Raw genomic sequence first — 24,678 nt, 5'->3', positions numbered from 1 at the left:
TCAATTCAAAAAAAGTCTGTCGGGCCACTTCAATATACTTAAGGAGCCTTCCAGACTTAACTTACTTATTTGATTAAAAGACAACTACTGGTGTACCAACTTCAACCAATTCAAAAACTGTTGCCATGGCTTCCGGTGGTGTATTAATACATCCAAGCGAACCGCTGATTTGATAAGTAGTTCCGCCAAAGCTACTTTGCCAATTTGCATCATGGATACCTTGACCAGTATCATCAAATGGCATCCAGTAATCTACTGGTTGCACATAATCACGCTCTGTACGAGGATTATAGCCTCGTAATTCTGCGTTCTCTTGTTTATCCCAAATCGCATAGGCACCTGGAATGGTGTCCGTACCAACTTGGCCGGTTACAACCGGCGTTTGGAATACTTGTTCGCCATCTTTGTAGATAAACATCGTTTGGTTGGCAATATCGATTTCAACATAGGTGTTACCGATATCACTACCTTCTGAGTTATAACCTGTCCCCACGACAGCAGTTTCACGTTTGACGTCTTGGCCACTATACAGATCTTCCGCAATTTGAGCGGCTTCTGCTTCTCGGTCGATTGACCAACCGAGTGTCCCCGGTTCCACGGTCACTTCCCCTTGTAAAGTACTCTGGAAAGTACGTGGTCGTAGGAAGGTTGAATACTGCTCGTTTAACTCACCAACGTATTCTTGAATCATTGCCTCATCAAAAACCATTTGGTTATTAGCATCGAAGTATATCCAACTTTCAATCTTTTCAGCTGGAATCACGACTTCTTCCCCTTGAATTTGTAGGGTAATCTGTGTGTCCTTAGCTTGTTCGATTTGTTCCATATACTGGCCAATCACTTCATCATCAGACGTTACTTCAGGCTTTAAGAAAGCTTGATTGATTTCAATCTTCTCTTCACCTGCTTGGATACCGTCTAAGATCAATTGACGCAAGGCCTCGATGTCTAGTTGATTACCATCTTTAGCTTCTGAAACAGTGTAGCCTTCTGCTTGTGAATAGTTAATCTGTGCATTCTCAGGTGCTTGACGTTGATCATTACTTAAGCCTAATTCCGATAATTTCTGATTTAGATTTTCTTGGTCAATTTCAACATTTGACATTAAGTCTGCATTGAATTCATCGGATTGGAAGAAATTCCCTAACCATTGATTCGGGTCTTGAGAATTATAGGTAACGGTTAAAGCTTCTTCCGTATTAAACGTAGGATTCAATTCCGCTAAGCCGATACTCCCAACTTCTTGACCATTCTCCGTTAAGGTAATTTCCTTATTTAACAAAACTTCTTCAACTTTTGCTTGAGCTTCCGGCAAAGTAAGATTACTTACGTCAACCGTCGCAAATTCTGTATTTGCTTGAAACTTCTCTGCATAATAGCCAATCCCTGCGCCATATGCCACTAAAATTACTAACAGTAGACTACCTACGGTAATAAGTGTCTTCTTCATGTTCCACCTCACTGATTAAAAAATTATAAATCCATCATTCAAATAAATATTATAGCATGCATTTATGAATTTTCTATCGCATTTGCTCACAAAAGTAAGATTAATTTATGAAGTTTGCCAAGGCGTAGGCTACACCAGCTTCATTATTTGACTTCGTCTGATAACGAGCTAGCTTTTGAATGGGTTCAACCGCTTGGCCCATTGCCACACTATGTTCAGCCCATTCCAACATTTCATAGTCATTCAATTGATCACCAATGGCCATCACTTCGCTTGCCTCAAAGCCTAATTTAGCTGCTAAGGCTTTTAAAGCAACCCCTTTATTGACTGCTTGTGGCAAGAGCTCTATCAGCCAAGGCTGACTCCGGACCGGATTGCCATATTCTTCCAAGCTTGCAATACCAGCTGCTTGAGCTTGATCTAATTTCGCCTCAGGTGCAATAAACGTCAATTTGTTAATGCGGTCATTCGCTAAGAATTCTTCTTCAGACACAAAGACCATATCCATTGCTAACGTTTCAGCATCATCTTTCACCAAATGTGTCGGCTCTGGGTTATCGACCACATAGAAGTGTTCTGTATCAAAGGCAACGAGCTCTAGCTGATGCTTTCTGACGAAAGCCAAACCTGCTTGCTTGGCCTTGGCGTTAAGTGTGAAGACTTGGATACACTCATATTCAGGTAAACGATACGTTAGGGCACCATTCTGAAAGATGGTGTATTCTTCTTGGCCTGCCTCAATGTTCAATTGTTCAATGAAACGTTTAGCGCCTTGTAAGGTCCGGCCAGTGCAAATCACTATGCGGTAACCTTGCTTAATCACTTGCTCAATCGCGGCTATATTCGCTTGTGGGACCTGTGTTTCATCATTGAGTAAGGTGCCGTCTAAATCAATCGCAATCAGTTTAATCTTCGTCATAGTCGCCTTCCTTTCGTATCACTAATAGACCATCTCCTAGTGGTATAAGTGCAGAGCGGTTTACTTCATCTGCTAAAACAGTATCCAACAATTCATTCAACTTGCGATGAATCTTACGCACCCGTTTCGGTATATCTGCTTCGTCATCCAGAACTGTTCCACCTTGGAAGATATCATCAATCATCACAATGCCACCCATCTTTAATACACGTAGGCAATCCGGCAGGAACTCAATATATTTAGCCTTAGCACTATCCATAAAAATCACATCATAATGCGCATCAGGCAAGGTCGGCAAGATATCCTTCGCATCCCCTTCTAGTAAAGTAATTTGTTCGTCGAGACCTTGCTTTTGGAAATTTTCTTTGGCCCGAGTGTACATCTGTTCATAGCGATCAATGGTTGTTAAATGACCTCCTTCAGCTAAATGCTGAGCCATGAGACTGGCTGAGAAGCCGATGGCCGTACCAATTTCTAGAATTTGCTCCGGTTGAATAATTGCTAAGAGCCAATCGATAAATTTCGCCGTTTCATGAGGGATAACCGGGATGCCACGTTCGTTGGCATAAGCTTGAATTTCTCCAACCCCGCCGGGAAATTTCCCTTGTGCTTCACGCATATAATCGACCACTTTCGCCATCACAATCGGCCGGTCCATCATTTCATTTAACTTTCTACCTTCTTCTTGCGCCATCTTCATCCTCTTTCTAAGCTTATTGTAGGATCATTGGGATTATATTTAAAAGCCGAACCGTCCCTTCATTATCTCTTAAAGGTTCGGTTCGGTCTCATGCATTTAATCGTCTGAATCTCCATTATCCTCAAGGGCATCTTCAATGCGTTCAATTTCTTCTTGATAAGCTGATTCAACATCTTCTGTTAAGTCATAAGGCGTGTCAATCGTATAATTGGGATCAATTTGTACATGTAATCCTCTAATCCGACCACTTTCAATATGATTCGTTGTTAGAACACAGGAGCCTGCTCTTAGTTGAATACGCTCATCATCGTCCGGCACATAACCTAAATGGTAAATCACAAGCCCTGCGATGGTATCCACTTCATCAGAAGATACATCAACATTAAAGTAATTGGCGAATTTGTCAATCGGTGTAGTTCCATTGACATAATAATTCTCATCATCAATTTTGCGAATATCTGTCGATGGGTTCACATCTGACTCGTCTTCAATTTCGCCCACAATTTCTTCCAAGACGTCTTCCATCGTAACAATCCCTTCTACCCCACCATATTCATCCAGAAGGATAGCCATATGGGTTTGTTCTCGACGAAATTCGATTAATAAGTCATCAATATACACATAAGATGGGGCAAACAGCGGCTCACTCATAATTGCTTCTAAGTCGAGTGGCTCATATAAATTCTCTTGCCCATAACGGTCATGAATCGAACGCAAGACATTCTTAACGTGAATGACACCAACGACATTATCTTTATCACCTTTATAGAAAGGTATACGTGAATAAGGACTGCGCATAATAGCATCGATATTCTCCTCATAAGGATCTTCGATATCGAGCATTTGTGTATCCGTTCGTGGAACCATTATTTCACGGGCTAATTTATTATCTAACGATAGTACACCCTCAAGCATAGAGAACTCAGCCAAATCGATGGTACCTTCTTGACGGGTTTGAGCCATGATAGCTCGCATTTCATCGCGCGTGAATTTCTCTTCTTCCTCCACGAAATCAATCGGCGTAATGCGTTTAAGGAAGCCTGTTGAAGCAGATAATAAACGCACGAAAGGTTTAAAGACAGTCTGAACACCGGAGATGACCCCACTCGCTGCCATAGCAAATTCCTCTGGCATCTGCAAAGCCAATTGCTTGGGGTATAACTCACCAAATACGAGTGTGATATAGGACAAGATTAAAGTAACTACTATAATTGAAATTGTCCCTACCCCAGGAATATTAGGTAACCAAGCGGCAAGCACTTCAGAAAAACTCGTAGCAGCAGAGGCACTGGATAGGAATCCGGCCAAGGTAATGGCAACTTGAATCGTCGCTAGAAAGCCGTCTGAATCCTCTAACAACTTCAATACCCTTGCTGCACGCTTATCACCTTCTTCAGCCAATTGCTTCATCTTATTCTGATTGACTGATACGAAAGCAAGCTCACTTCCCGCAAAGAATGCGTTAATTAACGTTAAAACAATAATAATGATTACCTGAATCCACAAGGAACCCGAGTCCATTCAATAATCTCCCCTTTATCCAAAAAATTTCTCAGCCCACTGCCATAAGCACATGAGCTATCCAACAGTTTACTTAAAAATATTATACACTATTTCTTAAAGAACTTTAAGCTATTTCCGCTAGTGACTAACACTTTCCACTTTCAAAAGGGATGATAAGTTTTATATTAGAATTCATTGCCTTTTTCTCATAATTCTGGTAAACTTAGCATGTTTGAAAGCACTTTATTACGCTCAGGAAAGGGGGCTTTGCAAGAATGATTGAAGCGTTATTGGTTCCCAAGCAAGAAATCTTCTATTTAGACGAGACTGCTAATTGCCAAGATGCAGTCCGACTTCTTGAAGAACATAGCCAAAGAAATGTCCCGGTCCTCGATACATCCAGTAATCTCTATCGGGGCAATATTTACCGATATCATATTTATAAGCATAAATTCCATCACCCCGATGCAAATTTAGCTGACTTATCGGTGACGCATTTCCTTAAAAATACAACCAAAACTGTCCATATCAACGAAACAATTTATCATCTTCTCTTTAAAATTAAAGATTTACCCTATATTGCTGTTCTTGATGAAGGCAATGCCTTTATGGGGGTTATTTACCATGATTCGATGACACACTTCATGCAACAAGCAAGCAACATTCAAGACACCGGATATATTCTTGCGATTAAGTCAGACGATTATGCTACCGATGTTATCAAAATTAGCCGAATTATCCGTCGTTACTGTGATATTCTTGCGGTAAATACCTTAGCAGAGAATGATTACTGGGAGCAACCAGCTGTTCTCTTCTCTTTACCGAGTTATCTTGAACTCCCACAAATTAATCGCATGAAGGAGCTACTCAATCGTCGGCGCTACACTTACGAAATTTATGAGATATAATCAAATCCCTTGGGCTAAATTGCAGCGCCAAGGGATTTGTTTATTAAGGTTAAAAGAATGGATTATACTGCTTTTCCATTGCAACATTGGTTGCTTCACCATGCCCCGGGTAAAGTACCGTCTCATCAGGCAAGGTGAAGATTTCTTCACGAATACTCGCCAACAACTGATCCATGTCCCCTCCAGGTAAGTCTGTCCGACCAATACTCCCTTGGAATATAGTATCTCCCACTATCGCAAATTCCTTGTCTGGGAAGTGATAAATGACATGTCCAGGGCTGTGTCCTGGGGTGAAGACCACGTTAAATTTGAAAGGGCCTATTTCTTGAGGGCCCATCGCCGACCAGACATGTTCAATAGGGCGGAGTTCAAGTGCCTCACCGGGAAGTAAGCTCGATAAATTCTGGTCCGGCTGAGTAACATAATCCTGCTCAATCTCATGACTATAGGCTTCAATGTGGAAAGCATCACGAACAGCGTCAAGCCCGATAATATGGTCGAAATGGGTATGTGTGAGCATAATCCCAATTGGTTTAAAGCCTTCTTCATTAAGCCAAGCAATAAGTTCAGGGTAATCACTGCCCGGATCAATCAATAAAGCTTCCTTGTCTTCATTCACTAGAACATACGTATTCACATCAACCCGACGCATTTGGATGCGGTAAATTTGCATCTTGAACACTCCTATTCTTTCACTTTGCCCGCTTCATCTAAGTAAATTCGCGGCACCCGCTTACCAATGGTAGTAAGTATCTCATAGCCAATCGTATCGATTTGTTGCGCTAGATAAGAAACATGGTTATTTAAATGTCCGTCCTGACCAATAAAGGTCACTGTGGTTCCAACTGGGTATTGTTTCGGCAGGCGAATCATTAGCTGGTCCATGTTAATTCGGCCCACAATTGGACAAGCCTGACCGTCTACTAAGACGGGAAATACCTCGTAGCGCCTTAACCATCCATCGGCGTAGCCCATTGGGATGGTGGCAATCCATTCGTCCTCTTGCGCTTCATAAGTCGCACCATAGCTAATTTTACTGCCTTTGGTAACTTTCTTAACATGGACAATTTCAGAAATTAACGAAAGAGCTGGTTTGAAGGCGTCTTGCTGATTCACGGCTAAATCCGCCGGCCAATCGCCTTCTGGTAGTTGATCCTTGGGATCCACACCATATATTCCGATGCCGTAGCGAACGATGTCAGATGGAATCGCTTGGTCGTACCAAAGAGCCATAGCTGAATTGGCATAGTGGCGATATCGGACGGTATCCGGCACTGCTTGGAGTAAGCTTTGCCATTGCTTCCATTGCGTTTGAATATAGGCTTCGGGACCGCCACCGGCTGTAGCAAAATGGGTAAAGACCCCTTCCCACTGCGCCCAAGGGAAGGCGTTGATTGCCTCGGCAAATGCCCGCACTTCGGCTGTTGTTCTCAAACCAATGCGCCCCATACCCGTATCTAAGGCCAAGTGGAAGTTTAATGTACATTCATCTAAAAGCGCCAATTCTCCACTTCGCTGCAACTGTTGATAAGCCACTTCGAAAAATTCAGTCCCACTGACGGTAACTGTTAAATGATAATGTAGAATTTCAGCAATGCCTCTAGGGTCGGTTAAGCCTAAGATAAGAATTGGTACATCTTGAATGCCCGCTTGACGCAGTTCTATGCCTTCATCTACGGTCGCTACTGCTAAGCCGTCTGCACCTGCTTCAAGCGCAGCTTTAGAAATCTGAATCGCCCCATGACCATATGCATCAGCCTTAACCGTAGCATAGAGTAACTGCTCTGGTTGCATTCTTGCTTGAATTATCGTTAAATTGTGTCGAATAGCACCCAAATCAACTATGGCTTGACTCGGACGGTGTTCGCTGGGTTCTATCATAGCTATCTTCCTTTCTCCAGTTGCCTGGCAATCTCTTCATCACTCAGCTCTATTAATACCGTAGCTGTTGCATAATCTCGTGAATGGCTAATGCTCACACGAACACCCTCAGTTATTGGTCCTTGCGACCATTGAGGAGCACCTTTGGCATCAGGCATGACGGACAATTGGTCAAATTTGAGCCAATGCCCTACACCCGTTCCTAAAGCTTTACCGTATGCTTCTTTTGCACTGAAGCGTCCAGCTAAGAAGGTCTGTTGACGCTTAGGACTATACGTGTCATATAAAGCATATTCCTCAGCAGATAGGATACGTTTAGCGAAGTGCGCTTGCCTTTGACTGGCTTCATACACACGCTCAATTTCAATGATATCCGTTCCGATACGCATAGCTTTCCTCCTATGAATCTTGTTTGCGTCGAATACTAAAGTTATTACTGCGATTCACTTGATCTTGTTTCCGTCTTTCTTGGTTCGGCTTATCTTGCTTACGCTTGCCTTGGTTTGAACGACGACCTCCACCTGAACGGCTTCGATTGCCTGAACCTTTGCGTTGCTTGCGATAATTCGATGGTCGGCCTTTACTGCGGCTACGCTGATTCTTACCTGAACGAGGCAAGGGCTTTTGCGGAGAAATTTGTACATCGATATCGGTTGTATCTGTAATGATTTCACTCAATAAGGCCGAGACTAAATCATTGGGTTCGTAATGGTTTAATAATAGTTTAGCGGAATTACGGTAGGCCTGCACATCATTTGCTGTTAATTTGTCATTTATTTGATCAATTAAATGCTGTAATTGGCCTGCCCGTGCTTCTTGCTCAGTTGGCGGACGCAAGGGTGACATTTGTTGCTTCGTGAGCGTTTCAATGGTCCGTAAATAATCCATCTCATTAGCTACAACAAAGGTAATCGACTGACCACTTTGCCCAGCACGCCCTGTTCGCCCAATTCGATGCACATAGCTTTCGGGGTCTTGAGGGATGTCGTAATTATAAACATGGGTCACACCCGAGATGTCTAGACCACGAGCTGCTACGTCTGTTGCCACAAGCAATTCTAAGTTACCTGAACGGAATTCACGTATCACACTGGTTCGTTTCTGTTGGGTGATGTCCCCATGAATTAACTCTGCGTTAAAACCTCGGACAGACAGAGCACGACCCACTTCATCGACCCGCTTCTTCGTCCGACAAAAGACAATGGCCTGGGTTGGATTCTGGACTTCAATAATACGGGTAAGGATATCGAATTTCTCATCGTCACGACATTTGACAAAGTATTGATCTACTGCATCTGCTGTTAACTGGGTCGCTTTCACCTTAACCTGTACCGGCTGATGCAAGAATTGCTCACTCAACTGCTTCACCGAACTTGACATGGTTGCTGAGAACATGAGGGTTTGACGGCTATCAGGGGTTTGACGAATAATGGCTCGCATGTCATCAATAAAGCCCATATTCAACATCTCATCCGCCTCATCTAAGATGAGAACGCTCAGCTGATTTACCTTCAAGACCTTGCGTTGCATTAAATCTAGAATACGACCAGGGGTTCCTACGACAATTTGTGGCTTAAAGCGTTTCAAACGCTCAATTTGCTTGCCAATGGAAGATCCACCATAAACGACAAAACTTCGGGCTTTTAAACCTTTGCCCAAACGATATAATTCTTCCTGGACTTGAATCGCTAACTCACGGGTTGGGGTAATAATTAAGCCTTGCACATAATCCGCATCCATATCTAATTGATTCAACAAAGGTAAGCCAAAGGCTGCTGTTTTGCCTGTGCCTGTTTGCGCTTGACCAACCACATCCGACCCTTCTAAAGCCGGCGGGATTGCTTCTTGTTGAATGGGGGTCGGCTCTTCAAAGCCCATTTCCTCTAAGCCTTCCAATAAGGCTGCTTTTAATTGTAAATCTTTAAAGTTCAAATATATTCTCCTTCTACTAACAAAATAAAACCGCACGCCAAGCTATGGAGCAGACAGTGCGGCACATAACATATTACTAACTATTCCTTGACTAAAGCTTCGACAACAGCTAATAAATTTGTGCCAAAGCTTGATTTTAATAAGACTACATCAGACGGCAGCAAATCTTCTTGCAATTGGCGAATCAGCGCTTCCTGGTCCGTCTGATAGTAGTGCACAGCCTCCGCCGGATATTTCTCTAATAGGGCATTATATAGAGCCTTCATCCATGGTCCAAATAAATAAACCGTATCGATTGCTTCTGGCCAAATGGCTGAAGCTAAGACCCGGTGCTTCTCAGCGCTAGCTTCTCCCAATTCTAGCATATCACCTAAGACGGCAATTTTGCGACCAGCACCGGCAACTTCGATTTTGGATAAGGTTTCGATAACTGCGCGCATTGACGTAGGGCTTGCATTATAAGCATCGTTTAATAAACGCGTTCCTTTAGGTGTCTGGAGCCATTGCAGTCGGTTCTCAGTCAATTCAAATTGAGATAATTGGAAGATAGCCTGTTCAATCGGCACACTCAGTTGGCGGGCAATCCCTAAAGCAATCAAGGCATTGGAAACATTATATGCTCCCAGAACTGGGATTGTACAGAGGACATTGGAATCTAAATTCGTGCGGAAATACGTACGATCTTCTTCCTCTATGAGATCATAAGCGTACAAGGCAAAAGAATCCTCAAAACCAAAACTGACCGTTTGCACTGGACGCGCCAAATTCGCTAAGCAATCTGTGAGCAAAGGCTCAGCTCCTGGATAAAAGAGAATTCCATCCTCGGTTAAGCCATTGACAATCTCCATCTTCGCCTGGGCAATACCTTGGCGACTCCCTAAGTGCTCCAAATGACTTTCACCAATGAGTGTAATCGCCGCAATATCCGGCAGGGCAATTTGCGTTAAAGCGTCAATCTCGCCATAGCCACTCATGCCCATCTCGCATACCACAACTTCTGTATCTGCCGGCATTTGTAGCAAGGTATAAGGTAAGCCTATTTCATTATTGTAATTACCTTGTGTCTTGTGTACTTTATATTTCGGTATGAGCACTTGGGCGGTCATATCTTTGGTCGTTGTCTTGCCATTGCTACCCGTAATACCAATCACAATTGGATTAAGAGCCCTGCGATAAGCCGCAGCGATAGCTTGCATAGCTTCTAAGGTATCTGGCACATGAATGACAGCAATATCTCCATCGGGTGCTTCAGCTAGTGACCTTGACCACAAGGTTGCTTTAGCACCTCGTTCCATTGCTTGTTGAATGTAAGTATGCCCATCGGTTGCACCACCTGTTAAAGGCACAAACAAAGTCCCTGGTTCAACTTTCCGTGAATCAAATTCCACCGCATTCACTAATACCTCATCCGGCCCCTTAAAAGCTAATTCTTCCACTGCAGACCGAATTCTACCTATAGCTACCTCGCGCACATCCTTCTCCCCTTACTCTACCTTGAATCCTTTTTTCTGTTCATATTTCTTCAACGCTAATTGAAGTAACTCTTCCACTAAATTTCTTTGCGTCAAGCCCGTCTTCTCCCAAAGCACCGGATACATACTCAAGCCTGTAAAACCTGGCATCGTGTTAATTTCATTGATATAAATATCCTGGCTACTGGTAACAAAAAAGTCCACCCGACTTAAACCACAGCCATCAATGGCACGGTAAGCCCGCAAAGCATATTCTTGTATCTTAGAAGCCACCGCGGGGTCTAAGATTGCTGGAATCTCCATCTCAATGCGATTATTTATATATTTCTCTTCATAATCGTAGAAGGCCACATCTTTAATCAACTTACCTACATAACTAATATGCGCTTCTTCATTACCTAAAATCGCCACTTCACATTCCACCGCCGAAATACCTTGCTCCACTACGATGCGATGATCATACTGCAAGGCATTCTCAATCGCTTGAATCAGTGCCTCACTGCTTTCGACTTGGCTTATTCCCACACTCGATCCCATATTGGCCGGTTTGACAAATAAAGGATAAAGGAGTGAGCCTTCAATGCGTTGAATAATTTCCTCTTGATCCTCTCGCCACAAGCGGTGATCAAAAGCATGGTAAGGCACTTGTGGCAAACCAATTTGGTCAAAAATACGCTTGCTTAAAATCTTATCCATACCTATAGCACTGGCCGTCACACCTGCGCCTACATAAGGAACACCCATAACTTCTAAGAAGCCTTGAATCGTTCCATCTTCACCGTTAGGTCCGTGAAGCACTGGGAAAACAATATTATCCTCCCGATCCAATTCCCCCGGACGCATCGCTTGCCCAGTCGAAGCCTTAGCGTCATCCCCCCACGTCATCTCTTCAGCCGGTACGAGGCGCATCAAATCAGAGTTTGGCAAGCTCGTATCGATTAACGGGCCTTTAATCCACTCGCCAGCCCGAGTAATATAAATAGGCTGAACAGTATATACATCATACATAATGGACTGAGCTATGTTGTGTGCTGAGATAATTGAAATATCATGTTCAGCACTTTGTCCGCCGTAGAGTAACGTTATCTTCATGGATTCACTCCTCCAAACTCATCATTTGATTCTAAATTTAAATTTAACTGCCAAATTGACGTCTCTGTATTATAGATTAAATATCCGATATGCTCAACCGGACGTTGGCTTAAGGTTAGTAGGGTTAATTGATCTTCAATAATATTCAAAGGGATATGCCAATTGGCTCCCTCTTGAAAGCTTTGTTCAAAATTTATCTTGAGGCCATTGGCAAACAAGGGAGCCATATCTTCAATTAATTCTTGCGACATCAGCCCAACCGGAACTGTTCTGCGTCTAAAGAAGGTACGGTGCTCGCCCATTAAGCGGGACATCTGACTCGCCACAGAGCGTTGGAATCTTGGATAGAAATGCACCACGTGACGATAAAACATCTTATTTAAGCCATTGGGTAAAGTTAAATAAACATAATTGTTCTGCAATTTATAGAAGAATGCTGACCTTAAGCTACGATTAGCATGAAATAAATACAATAATTCCGAAATTTCTAAAGGTGTCAGCGCATGCATAGACTCAATGCTTTCAAAGTCAATCCAATTGGACATGCGTATCTTCTCGCGTTGCGTCATTTCCATGTAGTCGCGTACTTCGTTGGCACCACGGAGTATCTTAAAGTTAGTCTGACTATCATAGCGACCGAAGTCCTTAGGCGCTTCTGCAAGAATCAAGTTCTCAGGGAAGAATCGTTCATCAAAATCACCTAACTGCAAATCTATACCGCGCGTCATAATGTGGTTCGTCACAGAGTCATAGTGAACATATAAATTTAATTGGCTCACACTCCCTCTCCTTTCTATTTTTAGTATTTCTTTCTCTTAGAAAGATACATTGGGGACTTGGCGAACATCCTCTTCTGCCACAAGGCGAGTCGCTTTCTGGAAACCGTGAGCTTTAGCAATAATATTCGACGGAAAAGCCTCTAGCGAAATATTATACTGGCTGACGCTTGAATTATATAATTGTCTAGCCACAGCCAAATCTCCCTCCACTGCAGATAAAGATTGTTGCAACTGCGTAAAGTTTGTATTGGCCTTTAAATCTGGATACTGTTCAGCCACGGCAAATAAACGGTGTAAGGCAGATGATAAATGGTTAGACGCCTCATTAATGGCTTCAACTTGGCCGGCGCCTTGCTTTTGAAGCGCCAGTAGCTGCTGGCGAGCCGCGGTTACCTCTGCTAGTGTCCCTCGTTCGTGTTGGGTATAGCCTTTAACGGTGTTGACTAAATTAGGTATTAGATCATTCCGCTTTTGTAGTTGGACGTCTATTTGACTGAAAGCCTCTTCAACCCAATTACGTTGGCGGATAAGGCGGTTATAACTTCTCACCCAGACGAGGGCACAGACTAGCACAACTATCGCCAAAATCACCCATATTACTGTATTCGACATCGGTTCTTCCCCCTTTCTCAAGCTGCTTTTAATTATACTCGATTATAGTCGAAAAGTCGAAAAGAATCGCAAGCTTATCGCCTTAAAAGCTACTCGAGTTATTTATTTCATGAATAATTCATTGTCTCAACCCAAGGATTCTTCTATAATGGCAACTACTAAGGAGGTTAAAGCAATGAATATCAAAAGCCACAGACTACTAGGATGGAGCATATGCCTTATTGTCCTACTATGCATCACAATATATATCGGGCAACAAAAAGCGGGCTTTCATATCGATGAACTCTATTCATACGGCTTATCCAACAGCTATTATATGCCTTTCCCCCAGCGAATGAATGAGTGGGTTACAGGGCAAGATTACTTGAACTATTTAACCCCATCCACTGAATATACTTTCCAATACGATAGTGTCTTTTATAATCAAAGTCAAGACGTTCATCCACCTTTATATTACATTCTCTTCCACAGCATCGCTTCGCTTTTTCCTGGTAAGTTCAGCCCATGGATCGGGCTCAGTTTAAATATCTTCTGCTACCTCGTTAGTTTCTCGCTTCTCTGTTATCTCGCGAAGTGTTTAACAGAGAAGTCTTGGTTAAGCCTGCTCATTGGACTAAGTTGGGCTTTGAGTATCGGTGCTTTGAATATGACAATGTTTATTCGGATGTACTCTCTGCTCACGGTGTGGCAACTATGTTTGGTTACTCTAACCTATCAATTGTATCATAAACCCAAGCAAGCGAATTTTTATTTAGCTTGCCTCGGTATCATTATTACTCTTGGAGGCTTAACCCATTATTATTTCTATATCTTTGCCGGTTGTTGGATTGCCTTCAATTGCCTCTATTTGCTCTGGCAAAGGAGGCTTAAAGCCGTGTTTGTGCTTGGAACTACTGCTTTAAGTGGCCTTGCAATCGCGCTAATGTTATTTCCAGCAAGCTTAAATCACATCACCTCATCTAACCGTGGTGATGAAGTCTCCCAAGGCTTACGTCATTTCAACCCTCTCTTAAATCTACAGACGTATTTAAACTTCCTATCCAAAGATTTATGGGGGAGTATCCCTAGCTGGGTTATAATTATTCTATTACTAGCCGGCCTAACGCTATTGCTTAAAGCTTCCAGAAATAGCTTTACAGCTCACTTTATTAGCATGCTCAGCATCGTAACCGGGAGCTATTTCATCATCATCGAAACCGTATCAGCTTATCAGACGGCCCGCTATATTTACAGTATCTATCCCTTCATTTGTCTATTAATCGTTTGGGCTATTTATGAGCTGTGGTCCAGCATTCAGCCAAAAATATCCAACACATGGCTTCTCACTTGCCTGAGTGTCTTCCTTATGTTAGCTTTAACTTGGTATCACTCATCGGTCAGTTATCTATATCCGGAACGTGCCCATATCTCACAAATTTCTAAAGCTAACCATGCTTTACCGGTTCTTGTCTTAACAAGTCAGCGATGGATGATTACTAAAGCCGTAGATCAATTGCTCTACTATGATAATATTTATCCGATGACGACCCCAAATATGGACACGGCCATTGATACACAAGGCGACTTTCAAACCGCCAAAGCTTTTGTCCTGATGGTGATTGAAGACGATTTCGACAATGCTGAAGTGAAAGCTTCTATCGAAGCTGCCTATCCGAATCATCACTTCCAAAAGCTCTATGAAGATGCTTCTTTAACTTACTATTTATCTACACAGCCATGAAAGACGAGGGAAACATTTATGCATATTACTGTTTACTGCGGATCCAACTATGGCACAAAAGCTATTTACCCACAAGTAGCCCGTGAACTAGGCACATGGATTGGCTCAAACCAGCATACACTTGTTTACGGTGGTAGCCAAAATGGCTTGATGGGAATTCTCGCCGATGCCTGTGTTGAAGCTGGCGGCACAATAATCGGAGTTCTTCCCGACGTATTGAAGGACCAAGAAGAACCGCATCCTGCCTTAAGCGAAATGATTCGGGTTAGCACCATGTCTGAACGCAAAGACATTCTCTTCGATTTAGGTGATGCCTTCATTGCCTTACCTGGAGGCCCAGGAACCTTAGAAGAAATGGTCGACGTCATTTCTTGGGGACGCATTGGTCTGCATGCACAACCTTGTATTTTCCTGAATATTGATCATTATTACGCAGCTATCTATGAACAGTATCAACACATGGTTCACGAAGGCTTTATTTCTGCTGAAGTTGTTGCGAACGTTTATTGGATTCACAGTGTATATGAATTGACACGAATTCTCTCCCAAGCACCATTATAAGAAAGAGGTTAGCCATGGAACATCAACGATTTGGTCATACAATTTTATTAACCGTCCCTCCTGGAGAAGAGGTTGTTCAGGCACTTAATGAAGTCGCTGAAATTTACCATATTTCGCTTGCAGAAGTCAGTGGAATTGGTGGCGTCGATCAAGTTAAGCTTGGTTTTTATCAATTGGATACACAGGAATATTTAGAGCAAGACTATGAAGGTACATTCGAAATGTTGTCTTTAATGGGCAACATTACCTTGAAAGATGGTGAAATTTTCGGCCATTATCACGGACAATTTGCTGATACTTCCGCTGATGTCTTTGGCGGGCACCTCTTAGCCTCCCGGGTCTTTGCCACAGCAGAGCTGTTTATCCGTGATTTAGGCGGAGCGATTGACCGAAGTGAAGACCCTGAAACAGGGATTGAAGTGATTGCTTTTGAAGAATAGATTAAGAAAGAACCATGCTCCTAATCGTTAGGCTGCATGGTTCTTTGCATTAGTTGGATTATGACGTTTAGAGGGTGTTGGATAAAGAAATCATACTTTTCCTGAAGGAAGTGTTCAAATTGAATTAACAATTGGTATAAAAGTGCCCGGCTCTCGAATTCTTGACGTGATTTAGGTAGGACAGTATCTTGGAAATAGCGATATAAAACTGAAATATCCGCCAGTAAAGCTGCACCGGTATTCTGCTCATCGAATTCTTCTGCCGTTTGATAATATAAACGGGCAAGTACCGTATTCTGCTCGGTTTGTAAGTGGATATTCTGCAACGGCAGAAGCATCTGTTGCAAGATGTGCACTTGATTTAAACGCATTTGACTATATTGCACGCAATAATCATTGCGTTGGATGAATTGGTTTCCATAATCGGTTAAGGCTTGTTCTTGCAATTGCTTTAAACTATCGTCAATTTGCTTGAGCTTTTGGCGAATCGCTCCGATATCTCCTTGGGAGTCTTCTAAATAATCAGACATATATTCTAAAGCCTGTCGCATCTGGCTTTACACCCGATCAATGCCTTCAAGTAAATTAGCTTGCGTCGAAGGCATCCATAATTGCACAAGCATGGCTGCTGTAGCCCAAATAATCATTAAGGCTAGGCCGTTGATCTGCCACTGAATTGACATACTTTCCGCAATGATGAAATGGGTAACCTGTGCCGAACAAAGCGGGATGCCTGCGTCTACATTCAAGCGATAGACTAGTGGTACATATATGAGCAAGTATATCCCGAAAGACTAAGGTGAGAAGCCCAAGAAATGAAAGACAGTTGTTGCTACGACAAAAACTAAGATAGTTAAGGATATTCGTGCTCCTGCCGTCTTTAAAGTTGCTGTACGGGTATCTAGAACACTTAATAAGGCAATAATCCTAGCAGATATGGTATTTTCTAAAGACAGAACTTGGGCGATAAGAATTGCCAGAACTGAGGCAATAACAATCTTAATCGTCCAATGTCATATAGGCACAATTCCTGCCTCCTTACACTTTTCCTGCTAAAAACCGAATATCCGATTCGGCTCTATCAAACGAAAGACTAACCTACTGAGGATATTCGGAATATTATAACATCTGAGTGACTATTTTTGTGCACGACGTTGGTATGAGCCGCCATCAGCCGTTGAAATTTCAAGTAGTTCTCCAACTTCAATAAAGTCTGGTACGTTCACGACTAAGCCCGTTTCAAGAGTTGCAGGTTTACCTGATCCGGTTACCGTTGCGCCTTTAATTGATGGCTGTGTTTCAACAACTTTTAACGTAACCGAACTTGGTACATCAACACCAATTACGTCGCTACCATGGAATTGAATTTTCACATTTTCATTCTCAAGTAAGAATTTCAATTCTTCTTCAATGGTTTCAACAGGTAATTCATATTGCTCATATGTTTCCAAATCCATAAATACTGCACTCTCACCCATTTGATAGAGATATTGAACTTCTTTTGTTTCAATATACGCTCGTTCAAACTTCTCGTCCGGGCGGAAAGTCGTATCATAGATTGCTCCTGTGTGCACATCACGAAGCTTCATTCGCATAACCGTGTTCCCCTTACCAGGCTTGTGGTGGCTCGCTTCCATTACACGCGTTAGCTTCCCGTCATTCATAAACGTCATACCTGATCTTAAATCTACTGCTGAAATCATAATCATGTCTCCTTTACATTCAATTACTGACTTATTATATCATAGATGTATTGAATTGACATTCTTCCTTTACATGAAGTACTAGGCAAATCAAGCTAAATTTCTCTACTAATCACTTCTCAAATAATTAAATGAAAATTGCATGAGAATTCCGTGCCAAATCTTTGAATCTATGGTATCATTAGCCCAACAAGTTAGATGAAAGGATTTGATGATCCATGATGGACGCACTCTTACAACGTATCAACCAGAATGCTTTAAACATCCAGGCTTCCTCCATTCGAGCCTTCGATGAGCATATATCCAAAATTGACGGCATGATTAAATTAACCTTAGGAGAACCCGATTTTTCCACCCCTGACCATGTGAAACAGGCGGGAATCGTGGCGATTGAAGGCGATGAATCGCACTATTTCCCAACACCAGGCAGCCTTAAACTCCGCCAAGCAGCCAGTCATTTCCTCAATAATAAATATCAATTACGTTATGATGCAAATACCGAAGTCATTGTCACCGTAGGTGCTACTGAAGCGTTATTCGCTTCCCTGTTAACGGTGTTAAACCCTGGTGATAAAGTCGTTGTCCCTTCACCGTTTTTCGGCATGTATCAGTCGATGATTCGTTTAATTGGTGGCGAACCGATTCTTATTGACACCTCAGCCGATAATTTTATCTTAACAGCTGAGAAACTTGAAGCAGCCTTTGCTGAACATGGGGATGCCATTAAAGCTGTGCTTATCAACTACCCATCCAATCCTACCGGAGCTATTTGGACCGAAGAACAAGCAAAAGCTGTTGCTAAAGTTCTGGAAGACCGTCCGGTCTTTGTTATTAGCGATGAGGTTTATAGCGAACTCGTCTACGAAGGCAAGCACGTCTCCCTCGGTCATTTCTTGCCAGAGCAAACGATCGTAATCAACGGCTTATCTAAATCTCATGCCATGACCGGCTGGCGCGTCGGTTTGGTCTTTGCAAAGGCCCCAGTAATGGAACAAGTCACCAAAGTCCACCAACAACTCGTCACAACAGCCACATCCATTAGCCAAGAAGCAGCCTATGAAGCCTTACAAAATGGTGCCAACGATGCTGAGCCAATGCGCGAAGCTTACCAAGCACGTCGGGATTTCGTCTATCAAACGATGACAGAGTTAGGCTTTACCATTGCTAAGCCAAACGGAGCCTTCTACATCTTCGCCCGTATCCCTGAGGATTTAGAACAAGACAGCTACCAGTTTGCGTTAGACGTTGCGGAGCATGCGCGTGTCGGTTTCATCCCTGGTTCCGGCTTTGGACCGGGCGGGGAACATCATGTTCGCTTAAGCTATGCCGCTAGTATGGATGACTTAGAAGAAGCAATGAAGCGCATCAAAGAGTACATTACCAGCTTACGTTAATATTGCGCTAAGTCATAAATCCTCGGTCTATTTTTAAGAAGACCGAGGATTTTGGTTATTGAAATAATTCGCTTTTATACCTATACAATACCGCCATGCTACCTCAAGGCACATCAGCAAGCCTCGGCTTCACCGACTGCAATAATGATTTTACCTTGCGCAGGTCGTTCAAGGAGGGTGCGATATACTTCAGGGGCTTTAGCTAGAGGATAGACTGCACCGACTATTGGTTTCAACTCCCCGGCCTTCAGCAAATTAATAATTGCTTCCATATGACTTTGGTAGACCTCCGGATGCAAATTAGCAATCGCAATCCCTCGTATATCAGCTTCTTTATTCATAATTAGACGAGGGGCTATCTTTACCTCACCACGCGCCCCGACAATTACAATATTCCCATATAAGGCTAATACGTCTAAATCCTGATTTAAATTCTGGTCGGCAAGCATCTCTATAATCACATCCGGTGCTTGGGGTAAATGCTTTTCTAGTTCCGCTTCTGCTTGCAAGGTCTGCAGGTGCGGAATCGCATCATTTGCGCCCCAAGCTTTAATGCTCTCACGACCCTTTTTCGTGCTTGAGGTACCGATGACATATTTGCTTCTTCGAGACGCTAGCTGGACCGCATAAGAACCTACTGCACCACTCGTCCCATGAATCAGCACAACATCTTCCGAGCGCAATTGTGCCCGTGATACGGCTTGATAAGCTGCTAGAGTAGGTATACCCAAGGCTGCCCCTTCCGCAAAGGTCAGTTCTTCAGGCAAGGCATGCACAACAGCCGCATCGATAACGATATATTCAGCCAGTGAGCCTGTCTTAACATCCGCTAGAAAACCCGTAAAGAAGACCCTTTCCCCTTGTTTTAAGAATTGGACTCCCTCACCAAGTGCATCGACGATTCCTGATCCATCATAACCTGGCATATAGGGCAGTTCGGGAATATATGCCGCATAATCACCTTTCATCGTATACAGATCATTAGGATTCAACCCAGCTGTCATCACTTGAATTCGGACTTGTCCTGGACCCGGTTCGGGAATGGGAATATCCACTAATTGTAAGTGCTCAGGCCCCCCAAATTGCTCCATTTGTATTGCTCGCATATATTGCTCCTTACACCATCATAGTCAACATAGCATTCAAGCCATAGTCTCTTCCTTCACGGCGGGCAGAATGTAATTCTTTGGCTTCATAAGTCGAAACATCCGCCCGCAAAATTTGCTCTGGCTTCAAACCATAGTCCAAAAGCAATGCTTCATTCGCCAAAGCCATATCCAATTGATACTTTCCTGCTGACCGTCCTTGAATAATAAAGCGCTCCCTATCAGCAATACCAGCAAAAGCCTCATAGATCTCAGTACCCACTTCATAATTTGCTTGGTCAATCGAAGGGCCAATATAGGCCAGTACGTCTTCGGGACGAACAGCGAAATTCGCAATCATCTGCTCTAACATACTAAGGCTGATTTTCTGTGCCGTTCCCCGCCAACCTGAATGCGCCACGCCTTGAACTTGTTTTTGGGGATCGTAAAGAATCACTGGTGTGCAGTCGGCAAATTTCACTAATAAAGCGATACCAGTTCGGTCCGTTATTAACGCATCTGTATCTGGGAAATGGCGGCCAAATAAATAAGCATCACCACTCTCCCCATCACAGTAGGCAATGTGATTGCTATGGGTTTGGGTCATTGAATATAAGTGTTCAGGTGCCTCAGGCAATACTGCCATTAGACGGTTTACTTCCGTAACAATCTGCTCACCAACACTTTGCATGCGGAAATTATATGACTGGCCCCCTAGAACATTCAACAAGCCTGCCTTCGCTAATTCTTCTGAGTACATAAAACCCTCCTTATCTCTATCCTTTATTATATCATGCAGAACTAAGCTAAGTCTCTTAAAGCCCCTCAACAAAAAACCTACAAAAGCTAAGCTTTTGTAGGTTTTGGAAAATCTGGTTCTAAAATAAATACGGTTGATGGAAATTTCTCGACCGTTTTTAAGTGCAAAAAACGCAGATGTTCTTTAATATTAAAGTTGACCCAATAATAAAGGAGAACATCTACGTATGAATCATTTTATCGAAAAAACCTTCCAATTAAAAGACAAAAACATTGAAATCGATATGAATTATTGTGAAGAGATAGAATTCAAAGGGCGAACATCGCTCTTTTATCGAGGAACATTGGCATATAAACCAGAGGCTTGTCCTCATTGTGGCATTGCCAATAATGATTATGTCATTGTCAGTAATGGAAAACGCTCCTCTCGTCTGACATTAACAGCCAAATCAGGCTTACCTGCTTACTTAATCCTAGCTAAGCAACGCTTTTTATGCAAAGCCTGTGGGCGGTCATTTACAGCGAAGACATCCATCGTTAATCCTGACTGCTATATTACGAATCAAGTCAAACAACAGATTATGGACCGCGCTACAAGAGTCACTTGTGAAACAGATATCGCCAAAGATACCTTTGTATCACTGAATACAGTCCGACGGGTGATTCATGAAACCGCTCGAGCTATTCGAATACGGTCCACTGAACAGTTGCCTGAGCATCTATCCTTTGATGAATTTAAAAGCGTTAAGTCGGTTAAAGCAGCGATGAGCTTCATCTGTTGTGATACACTGTCACATAAAATCGTAGATGTGGTCGAAGACAGAAAAACACACTCACTCAGTGCTTATTTCTCAAGGTTTAGTCGCCAAGCACGTTACCAAGTTCAAACCATTACGATAGATATGTACGAACCATACATGCACCTGGCAAAGCGATGGTTTCCAAATGCAAAGATTATTCTTGATCCGTTCCATTTAATTCAAGCTTTAAATCGCGAATTAGATCGGACACGAATTCGTTACATGAACGAGGTTCGTTATAAAGATTCAAGACTCTATAATAAACTTAAGCGTTATTGGAAATTAATACTCAAACCAAAAAGCGACTTAATGTCTACTGAATACCATCGCTTCCCACTGTTTGATTGGTTAACCAATACTCGTAGCATTGTGGACTATCTCATTCAGCACGACGACGTCTTGAAGGATACCTATCAAATGGTGCATCAATTGGGCGATGCCTTAAGGGATAGGAACTGGCAACGATATCAAGAGATTTTGGCACAAAGCCGGTCCATGACACTTTCAAAAGGCTTAAGGCGTGTATTAAGGACGTTCAGAAAGTATGGGGAATATATCCACAACACACTCACACATGCAGGCCTTAGTAATGGTCCTATCGAAGGGATTAATAATAAGATTAAACTACTCAAACGCAATGGTTATGGTTACAGAAACTTCAGTCATTTTAGAGACAGAATATTACTCATGTGCCGACTTTATGAACCGAAGAACAAAGAAAAAGATCAAGCAACAAATTTAGTCGCTTGACCTTAAATTTACTCATCAACCCTATTTGACAAAGAGCCGAAAATCTTTACGCTGCTTCTTCACTTACTTCCTCGGAAGTCTCTTCACTGATCTCCTCGGATACTTTCCTTGATACTCCTGCTGATTCCTCAGCTGAGTCTGCATTTGACTCGGCTTCTTCAGCAGCTTCTGTACTTTCTGCTTCTTCACTCACTTCGCTAGCTTCATCAACTGCACTTGCACTAGTATCATCGCCAGCAAAGGCTGCAGCATTCTGGCCAGCAATTCGACCAAAGACGATAATATCTAGAACTGCGTTCCCACCAATACGGTTGCCTCCATGGATACCACCAGCCACTTCACCGGCCGCATAAAGACCAGGAATGACCTCACCGTTAGTATCTAATACTTCCGTTTCTGGATTAATCTTCAAGCCACCCATGGTATGATGAATTGCTGGTGTTACTGGAATCGCATAATATGGGCCAGTGGCTAAGTCTGAGCTCATATTCTCGCGTCCAAATTCAGTATCTTCTTCATTCTGTACATAGCTTGTGTAGTTTTCTACGGTTTCTTTCAAGGTCTGTGGATCGATTTCTAAGGCTTCTGCTAATGCTTCAACCGTTTCACCAGTCGTTGCATCCCCTTGATCGATATATCCTTGCAGGGATTTATTCCCATCAACAATATCTTGACTTACCACCAAATACGCTTGACTATCCGTCTGTTCAAGAATTGCTTCAGAGACTACGTCACGTGTTTCTAACTCATCTATGAAACGTAAGCCTTCTTTATTGACTAGAATTGCCCCATCCCCACGAACACCTTCCGTATAAAGCTTTCCGGTTCCTGGTTGAGTCGTTGGATGTGTTTGGATGTATTCCATTTGGTAAACATCGGCACCAACTGCCTGTGCCATGGCAATTCCACTTCCATCAGCGCCCGGATGGTTACTTGTTTCAAATTGTGCCTTCGTCGCATCATATTCTTTAATCATTTCTGGATTAGCGCCAAAGCCTCCAGTCGCTAATACAACCGCAGGTGCATTGACGACAAATTCATTGGCGTCTTTCTTTTGAGCCGTAACACCGGTAATAACACCCGCATCGTCTTGGTTAATAGCTGTTACCTTCGCTTCAAGTAATACCTCTACGCCAAGTTCTTCTAAACGCTCACTCAACGCATTAACAATAATCGGGCCAACAGCACTGCCGTCTTCTGGTTTATGAATCCGAGCATTGGTCGCACCACCTGAGAAGGATACATCATTTAAGTTAGCGCCCAAGCTATTAATCCATTCTAAGGCTTCGGCTGAATGCTCAACCATAGTTGTTAAAAGCTCTGGGTCATTTAATTCATGGCCCCCTTCAAAGGTATCGTTATAGAACGTTTCATTGGAGTCTTCAATACCTAATTCTTCTTGTACAGATGTTTCAGAAGCGTTCATACCACCTGTTGCCCGGTTGGTATTACCACCAACTACCGTTAACTGTTCAAGCACAATCACATGTTTACCGGCTTCTGCAGCTTCAACTGCTGCTGCCAAACCGGCTCCACCTGCTCCTACAATAACCACATCTGCATCAATATCCGCTTGCTCAGCAACTTCAACTTGCGAAGCATTGGCTGGATCTTTCAAGTAATCCACATCGCCACCAGCTTCAACTAAAGCCTGTTCAATTGCTGACAAGATTGCTTCACTTGATACGGTCGCACCGGACACCGTATCAACCGCTAAGCTTTGGGAGTTGACGACTGCTTCCGCGATTTGAGCCATCGCTGCCCCACCAATATCCGGTGTTTCACCGTCACCCATCACCACAATATCATCAATTGCTCCTTCAGAGACAGTAACTTCAGCTTCAACTGTACCGCCAAAACCTTCCGCTTCCCCGCGATAAGTACCTGCTGTAAAAGCTAGCCCCTCCGCTTGTGCAAAGACATTCACAAGAGATGATGCGCTCGATAACAGTAATAATCCTATCGCAACGACTGATAAAATGCGTTTCATCCACTTCATAAGAAAGCCTCCTATTCTTATAATAAATATATCTTATCATATTATGAATTGTTTTCAAATTATTTTGTGATAACCCTTTCATATCTGCTTACACCTTCCTCAATACATCAAGAACCCCGTGAACTTAATAATCCACGGGGTTCAATCACTATCAACTCACATACAATAGCCAGCTTGGCCTGCGTTGTTTGGCAATGACCACATTTGCTTGCTGCTTAC

23 protein-coding genes and 1 pseudogene are annotated in these 24,678 nt (G+C 42.9%); 6 read left to right on the top strand and 18 right to left on the bottom strand.

Annotation, left to right across the window (positions count from 1 at the left end; translation table 11 throughout):
• Positions 1-73: 73 nt before the first annotated feature.
• The 4 genes from CL176_RS00680 to CL176_RS00665 all read right to left on the bottom strand — a co-directional run bounded on the left by CL176_RS00680 (position 74) and on the right by CL176_RS00665 (position 4,590).
• The gene (locus CL176_RS00680; RefSeq protein ID WP_118989583.1) at positions 74-1,450 is read right to left on the bottom strand and encodes a L,D-transpeptidase family protein; all 1,377 of its coding nucleotides are present in this window, start codon (positions 1,448-1,450) and stop codon (positions 74-76) included.
• Positions 1,451-1,550: 100 nt separating this feature from the next.
• Entirely contained in the window at positions 1,551-2,369 is an 819-nt protein-coding gene (locus tag CL176_RS00675) for a Cof-type HAD-IIB family hydrolase (RefSeq protein WP_118989582.1), read from the bottom strand.
• Positions 2,356-3,063, bottom strand: a complete 708-nt coding sequence (locus CL176_RS00670; RefSeq protein ID WP_118989581.1) for an O-methyltransferase — start codon at positions 3,061-3,063, stop codon at positions 2,356-2,358. Before CL176_RS00670 ends, CL176_RS00675 begins: the two co-directional genes overlap by 14 nt.
• 102 nt (positions 3,064-3,165) lie before the next feature.
• A complete protein-coding gene (locus tag CL176_RS00665) occupies positions 3,166-4,590 on the bottom strand; it encodes a hemolysin family protein (RefSeq protein WP_118989580.1) in 1,425 nt (474 codons plus the stop codon).
• Positions 4,591-4,847: 257 nt separating this feature from the next.
• Here CL176_RS00665 and cbpA point away from each other — a divergent pair, with 257 nt between their 5' ends.
• Positions 4,848-5,480, top strand: coding sequence for a cyclic di-AMP binding protein CbpA (gene cbpA, locus CL176_RS00660; protein WP_118989579.1), 633 nt, complete (start codon positions 4,848-4,850; stop codon positions 5,478-5,480).
• Positions 5,481-5,529: 49 nt separating this feature from the next.
• Here the strand turns inward: cbpA and CL176_RS00655 are convergent, their stop codons facing one another.
• From CL176_RS00655 to CL176_RS00620, 8 genes are all read right to left on the bottom strand, one after another.
• The gene (locus CL176_RS00655) at positions 5,530-6,153 is read right to left on the bottom strand and encodes an MBL fold metallo-hydrolase (RefSeq protein WP_118989578.1); all 624 of its coding nucleotides are present in this window, start codon (positions 6,151-6,153) and stop codon (positions 5,530-5,532) included.
• An 11-nt stretch (positions 6,154-6,164) separates the two neighbouring features.
• Entirely contained in the window at positions 6,165-7,361 is a 1,197-nt protein-coding gene (gene alr / locus CL176_RS00650) for an alanine racemase (RefSeq protein ID WP_118989577.1), read from the bottom strand.
• Positions 7,362-7,363: 2 nt separating this feature from the next.
• Positions 7,364-7,750, bottom strand: coding sequence for a holo-ACP synthase (acpS, locus tag CL176_RS00645; RefSeq protein ID WP_118989576.1), 387 nt, complete (start codon positions 7,748-7,750; stop codon positions 7,364-7,366).
• A gap of 10 nt (positions 7,751-7,760) precedes the next feature.
• A complete protein-coding gene (gene cshA / locus CL176_RS00640; RefSeq protein ID WP_118989575.1) occupies positions 7,761-9,293 on the bottom strand; it encodes a degradosome RNA helicase CshA in 1,533 nt (510 codons plus the stop codon).
• An 80-nt stretch (positions 9,294-9,373) separates the two neighbouring features.
• Positions 9,374-10,765 (bottom strand): UDP-N-acetylmuramoyl-tripeptide--D-alanyl-D-alanine ligase, encoded by a 1,392-nt coding sequence (locus tag CL176_RS00635; protein ID WP_118989574.1) that lies wholly within the window; start codon positions 10,763-10,765, stop codon positions 9,374-9,376.
• Between the two features lie 12 nt (positions 10,766-10,777).
• Positions 10,778-11,857, bottom strand: coding sequence for a D-alanine--D-alanine ligase family protein (locus CL176_RS00630; RefSeq protein WP_118989573.1), 1,080 nt, complete (start codon positions 11,855-11,857; stop codon positions 10,778-10,780).
• A complete protein-coding gene (locus CL176_RS00625; RefSeq protein ID WP_205528120.1) occupies positions 11,854-12,636 on the bottom strand; it encodes a hypothetical protein in 783 nt (260 codons plus the stop codon). The genes CL176_RS00630 and CL176_RS00625 overlap by 4 nt, the downstream gene beginning before the upstream one ends.
• A 36-nt stretch (positions 12,637-12,672) precedes the next feature.
• Entirely contained in the window at positions 12,673-13,248 is a 576-nt protein-coding gene (locus tag CL176_RS00620; RefSeq protein ID WP_118989572.1) for a LemA family protein, read from the bottom strand.
• A 175-nt stretch (positions 13,249-13,423) separates the two neighbouring features.
• Here CL176_RS00620 and CL176_RS00615 point away from each other — a divergent pair, with 175 nt between their 5' ends.
• From CL176_RS00615 to CL176_RS00605, 3 genes are read left to right on the top strand one after another with little or no spacing between them, the layout of a single operon-like run.
• Positions 13,424-14,968: a hypothetical protein gene (locus tag CL176_RS00615; RefSeq protein ID WP_118989571.1), complete on the top strand. Its 1,545-nt coding sequence runs from the start codon at positions 13,424-13,426 to the stop codon at positions 14,966-14,968.
• Positions 14,969-14,986: 18 nt separating this feature from the next.
• Positions 14,987-15,529 (top strand): LOG family protein, encoded by a 543-nt coding sequence (locus tag CL176_RS00610; protein WP_118989570.1) that lies wholly within the window; start codon positions 14,987-14,989, stop codon positions 15,527-15,529.
• 14 nt (positions 15,530-15,543) lie between these two features.
• The gene (locus tag CL176_RS00605) at positions 15,544-15,969 is read left to right on the top strand and encodes a PPC domain-containing DNA-binding protein (protein ID WP_118989569.1); all 426 of its coding nucleotides are present in this window, start codon (positions 15,544-15,546) and stop codon (positions 15,967-15,969) included.
• Positions 15,970-15,989: 20 nt separating this feature from the next.
• Here CL176_RS00605 and CL176_RS00600 read toward each other — a convergent pair whose 3' ends face one another.
• The 3 genes and pseudogenes from CL176_RS00600 to efp all read right to left on the bottom strand — a co-directional run bounded on the left by CL176_RS00600 (position 15,990) and on the right by efp (position 17,672).
• Positions 15,990-16,520 (bottom strand): hypothetical protein, encoded by a 531-nt coding sequence (locus tag CL176_RS00600; protein ID WP_118989568.1) that lies wholly within the window; start codon positions 16,518-16,520, stop codon positions 15,990-15,992.
• Between the two features lie 6 nt (positions 16,521-16,526).
• Positions 16,527-16,967 (bottom strand): annotated as a pseudogene (locus tag CL176_RS12525) (aromatic acid exporter family protein).
• A 138-nt stretch (positions 16,968-17,105) separates the two neighbouring features.
• Positions 17,106-17,672 (bottom strand): elongation factor P, encoded by a 567-nt coding sequence (gene efp / locus CL176_RS00585; RefSeq protein ID WP_118989566.1) that lies wholly within the window; start codon positions 17,670-17,672, stop codon positions 17,106-17,108.
• A 221-nt stretch (positions 17,673-17,893) separates the two neighbouring features.
• On the opposite strand from efp, the gene CL176_RS00580 reads away from it, so the two are divergent.
• Positions 17,894-19,066 carry an aminotransferase class I/II-fold pyridoxal phosphate-dependent enzyme gene (locus CL176_RS00580; protein ID WP_118991536.1) on the top strand — a complete coding sequence of 391 codons (1,173 nt, stop codon included), beginning with the start codon at positions 17,894-17,896 and terminating at the stop codon, positions 19,064-19,066.
• Positions 19,067-19,179: 113 nt separating this feature from the next.
• On the opposite strand, the gene CL176_RS00575 is transcribed toward CL176_RS00580, so the two are convergent.
• A complete protein-coding gene (locus CL176_RS00575; protein ID WP_118989565.1) occupies positions 19,180-20,172 on the bottom strand; it encodes an NADPH:quinone reductase in 993 nt (330 codons plus the stop codon).
• Positions 20,173-20,182: 10 nt separating this feature from the next.
• Positions 20,183-20,911 (bottom strand): peptidoglycan editing factor PgeF, encoded by a 729-nt coding sequence (pgeF, locus tag CL176_RS00570; protein ID WP_118989564.1) that lies wholly within the window; start codon positions 20,909-20,911, stop codon positions 20,183-20,185.
• A 226-nt stretch (positions 20,912-21,137) separates the two neighbouring features.
• Here pgeF and CL176_RS00565 point away from each other — a divergent pair, with 226 nt between their 5' ends.
• Positions 21,138-22,460 carry an ISL3 family transposase gene (locus CL176_RS00565; protein WP_118989563.1) on the top strand — a complete coding sequence of 441 codons (1,323 nt, stop codon included), beginning with the start codon at positions 21,138-21,140 and terminating at the stop codon, positions 22,458-22,460.
• Between the two features lie 46 nt (positions 22,461-22,506).
• Here the strand turns inward: CL176_RS00565 and CL176_RS00560 are convergent, their stop codons facing one another.
• A complete protein-coding gene (locus CL176_RS00560; protein ID WP_205528119.1) occupies positions 22,507-24,459 on the bottom strand; it encodes a flavocytochrome c in 1,953 nt (650 codons plus the stop codon).
• Positions 24,460-24,678 lie beyond the last annotated feature (219 nt).

It is taken from the genome of Suicoccus acidiformans, assembly GCF_003546865.1.
Taxonomy (GTDB): domain Bacteria; phylum Bacillota; class Bacilli; order Lactobacillales; family Aerococcaceae; genus Suicoccus; species Suicoccus acidiformans.
Note: the sequence above shows the minus strand (reverse complement) of the source record. Positions and strands in the feature narration are given on the sequence as shown.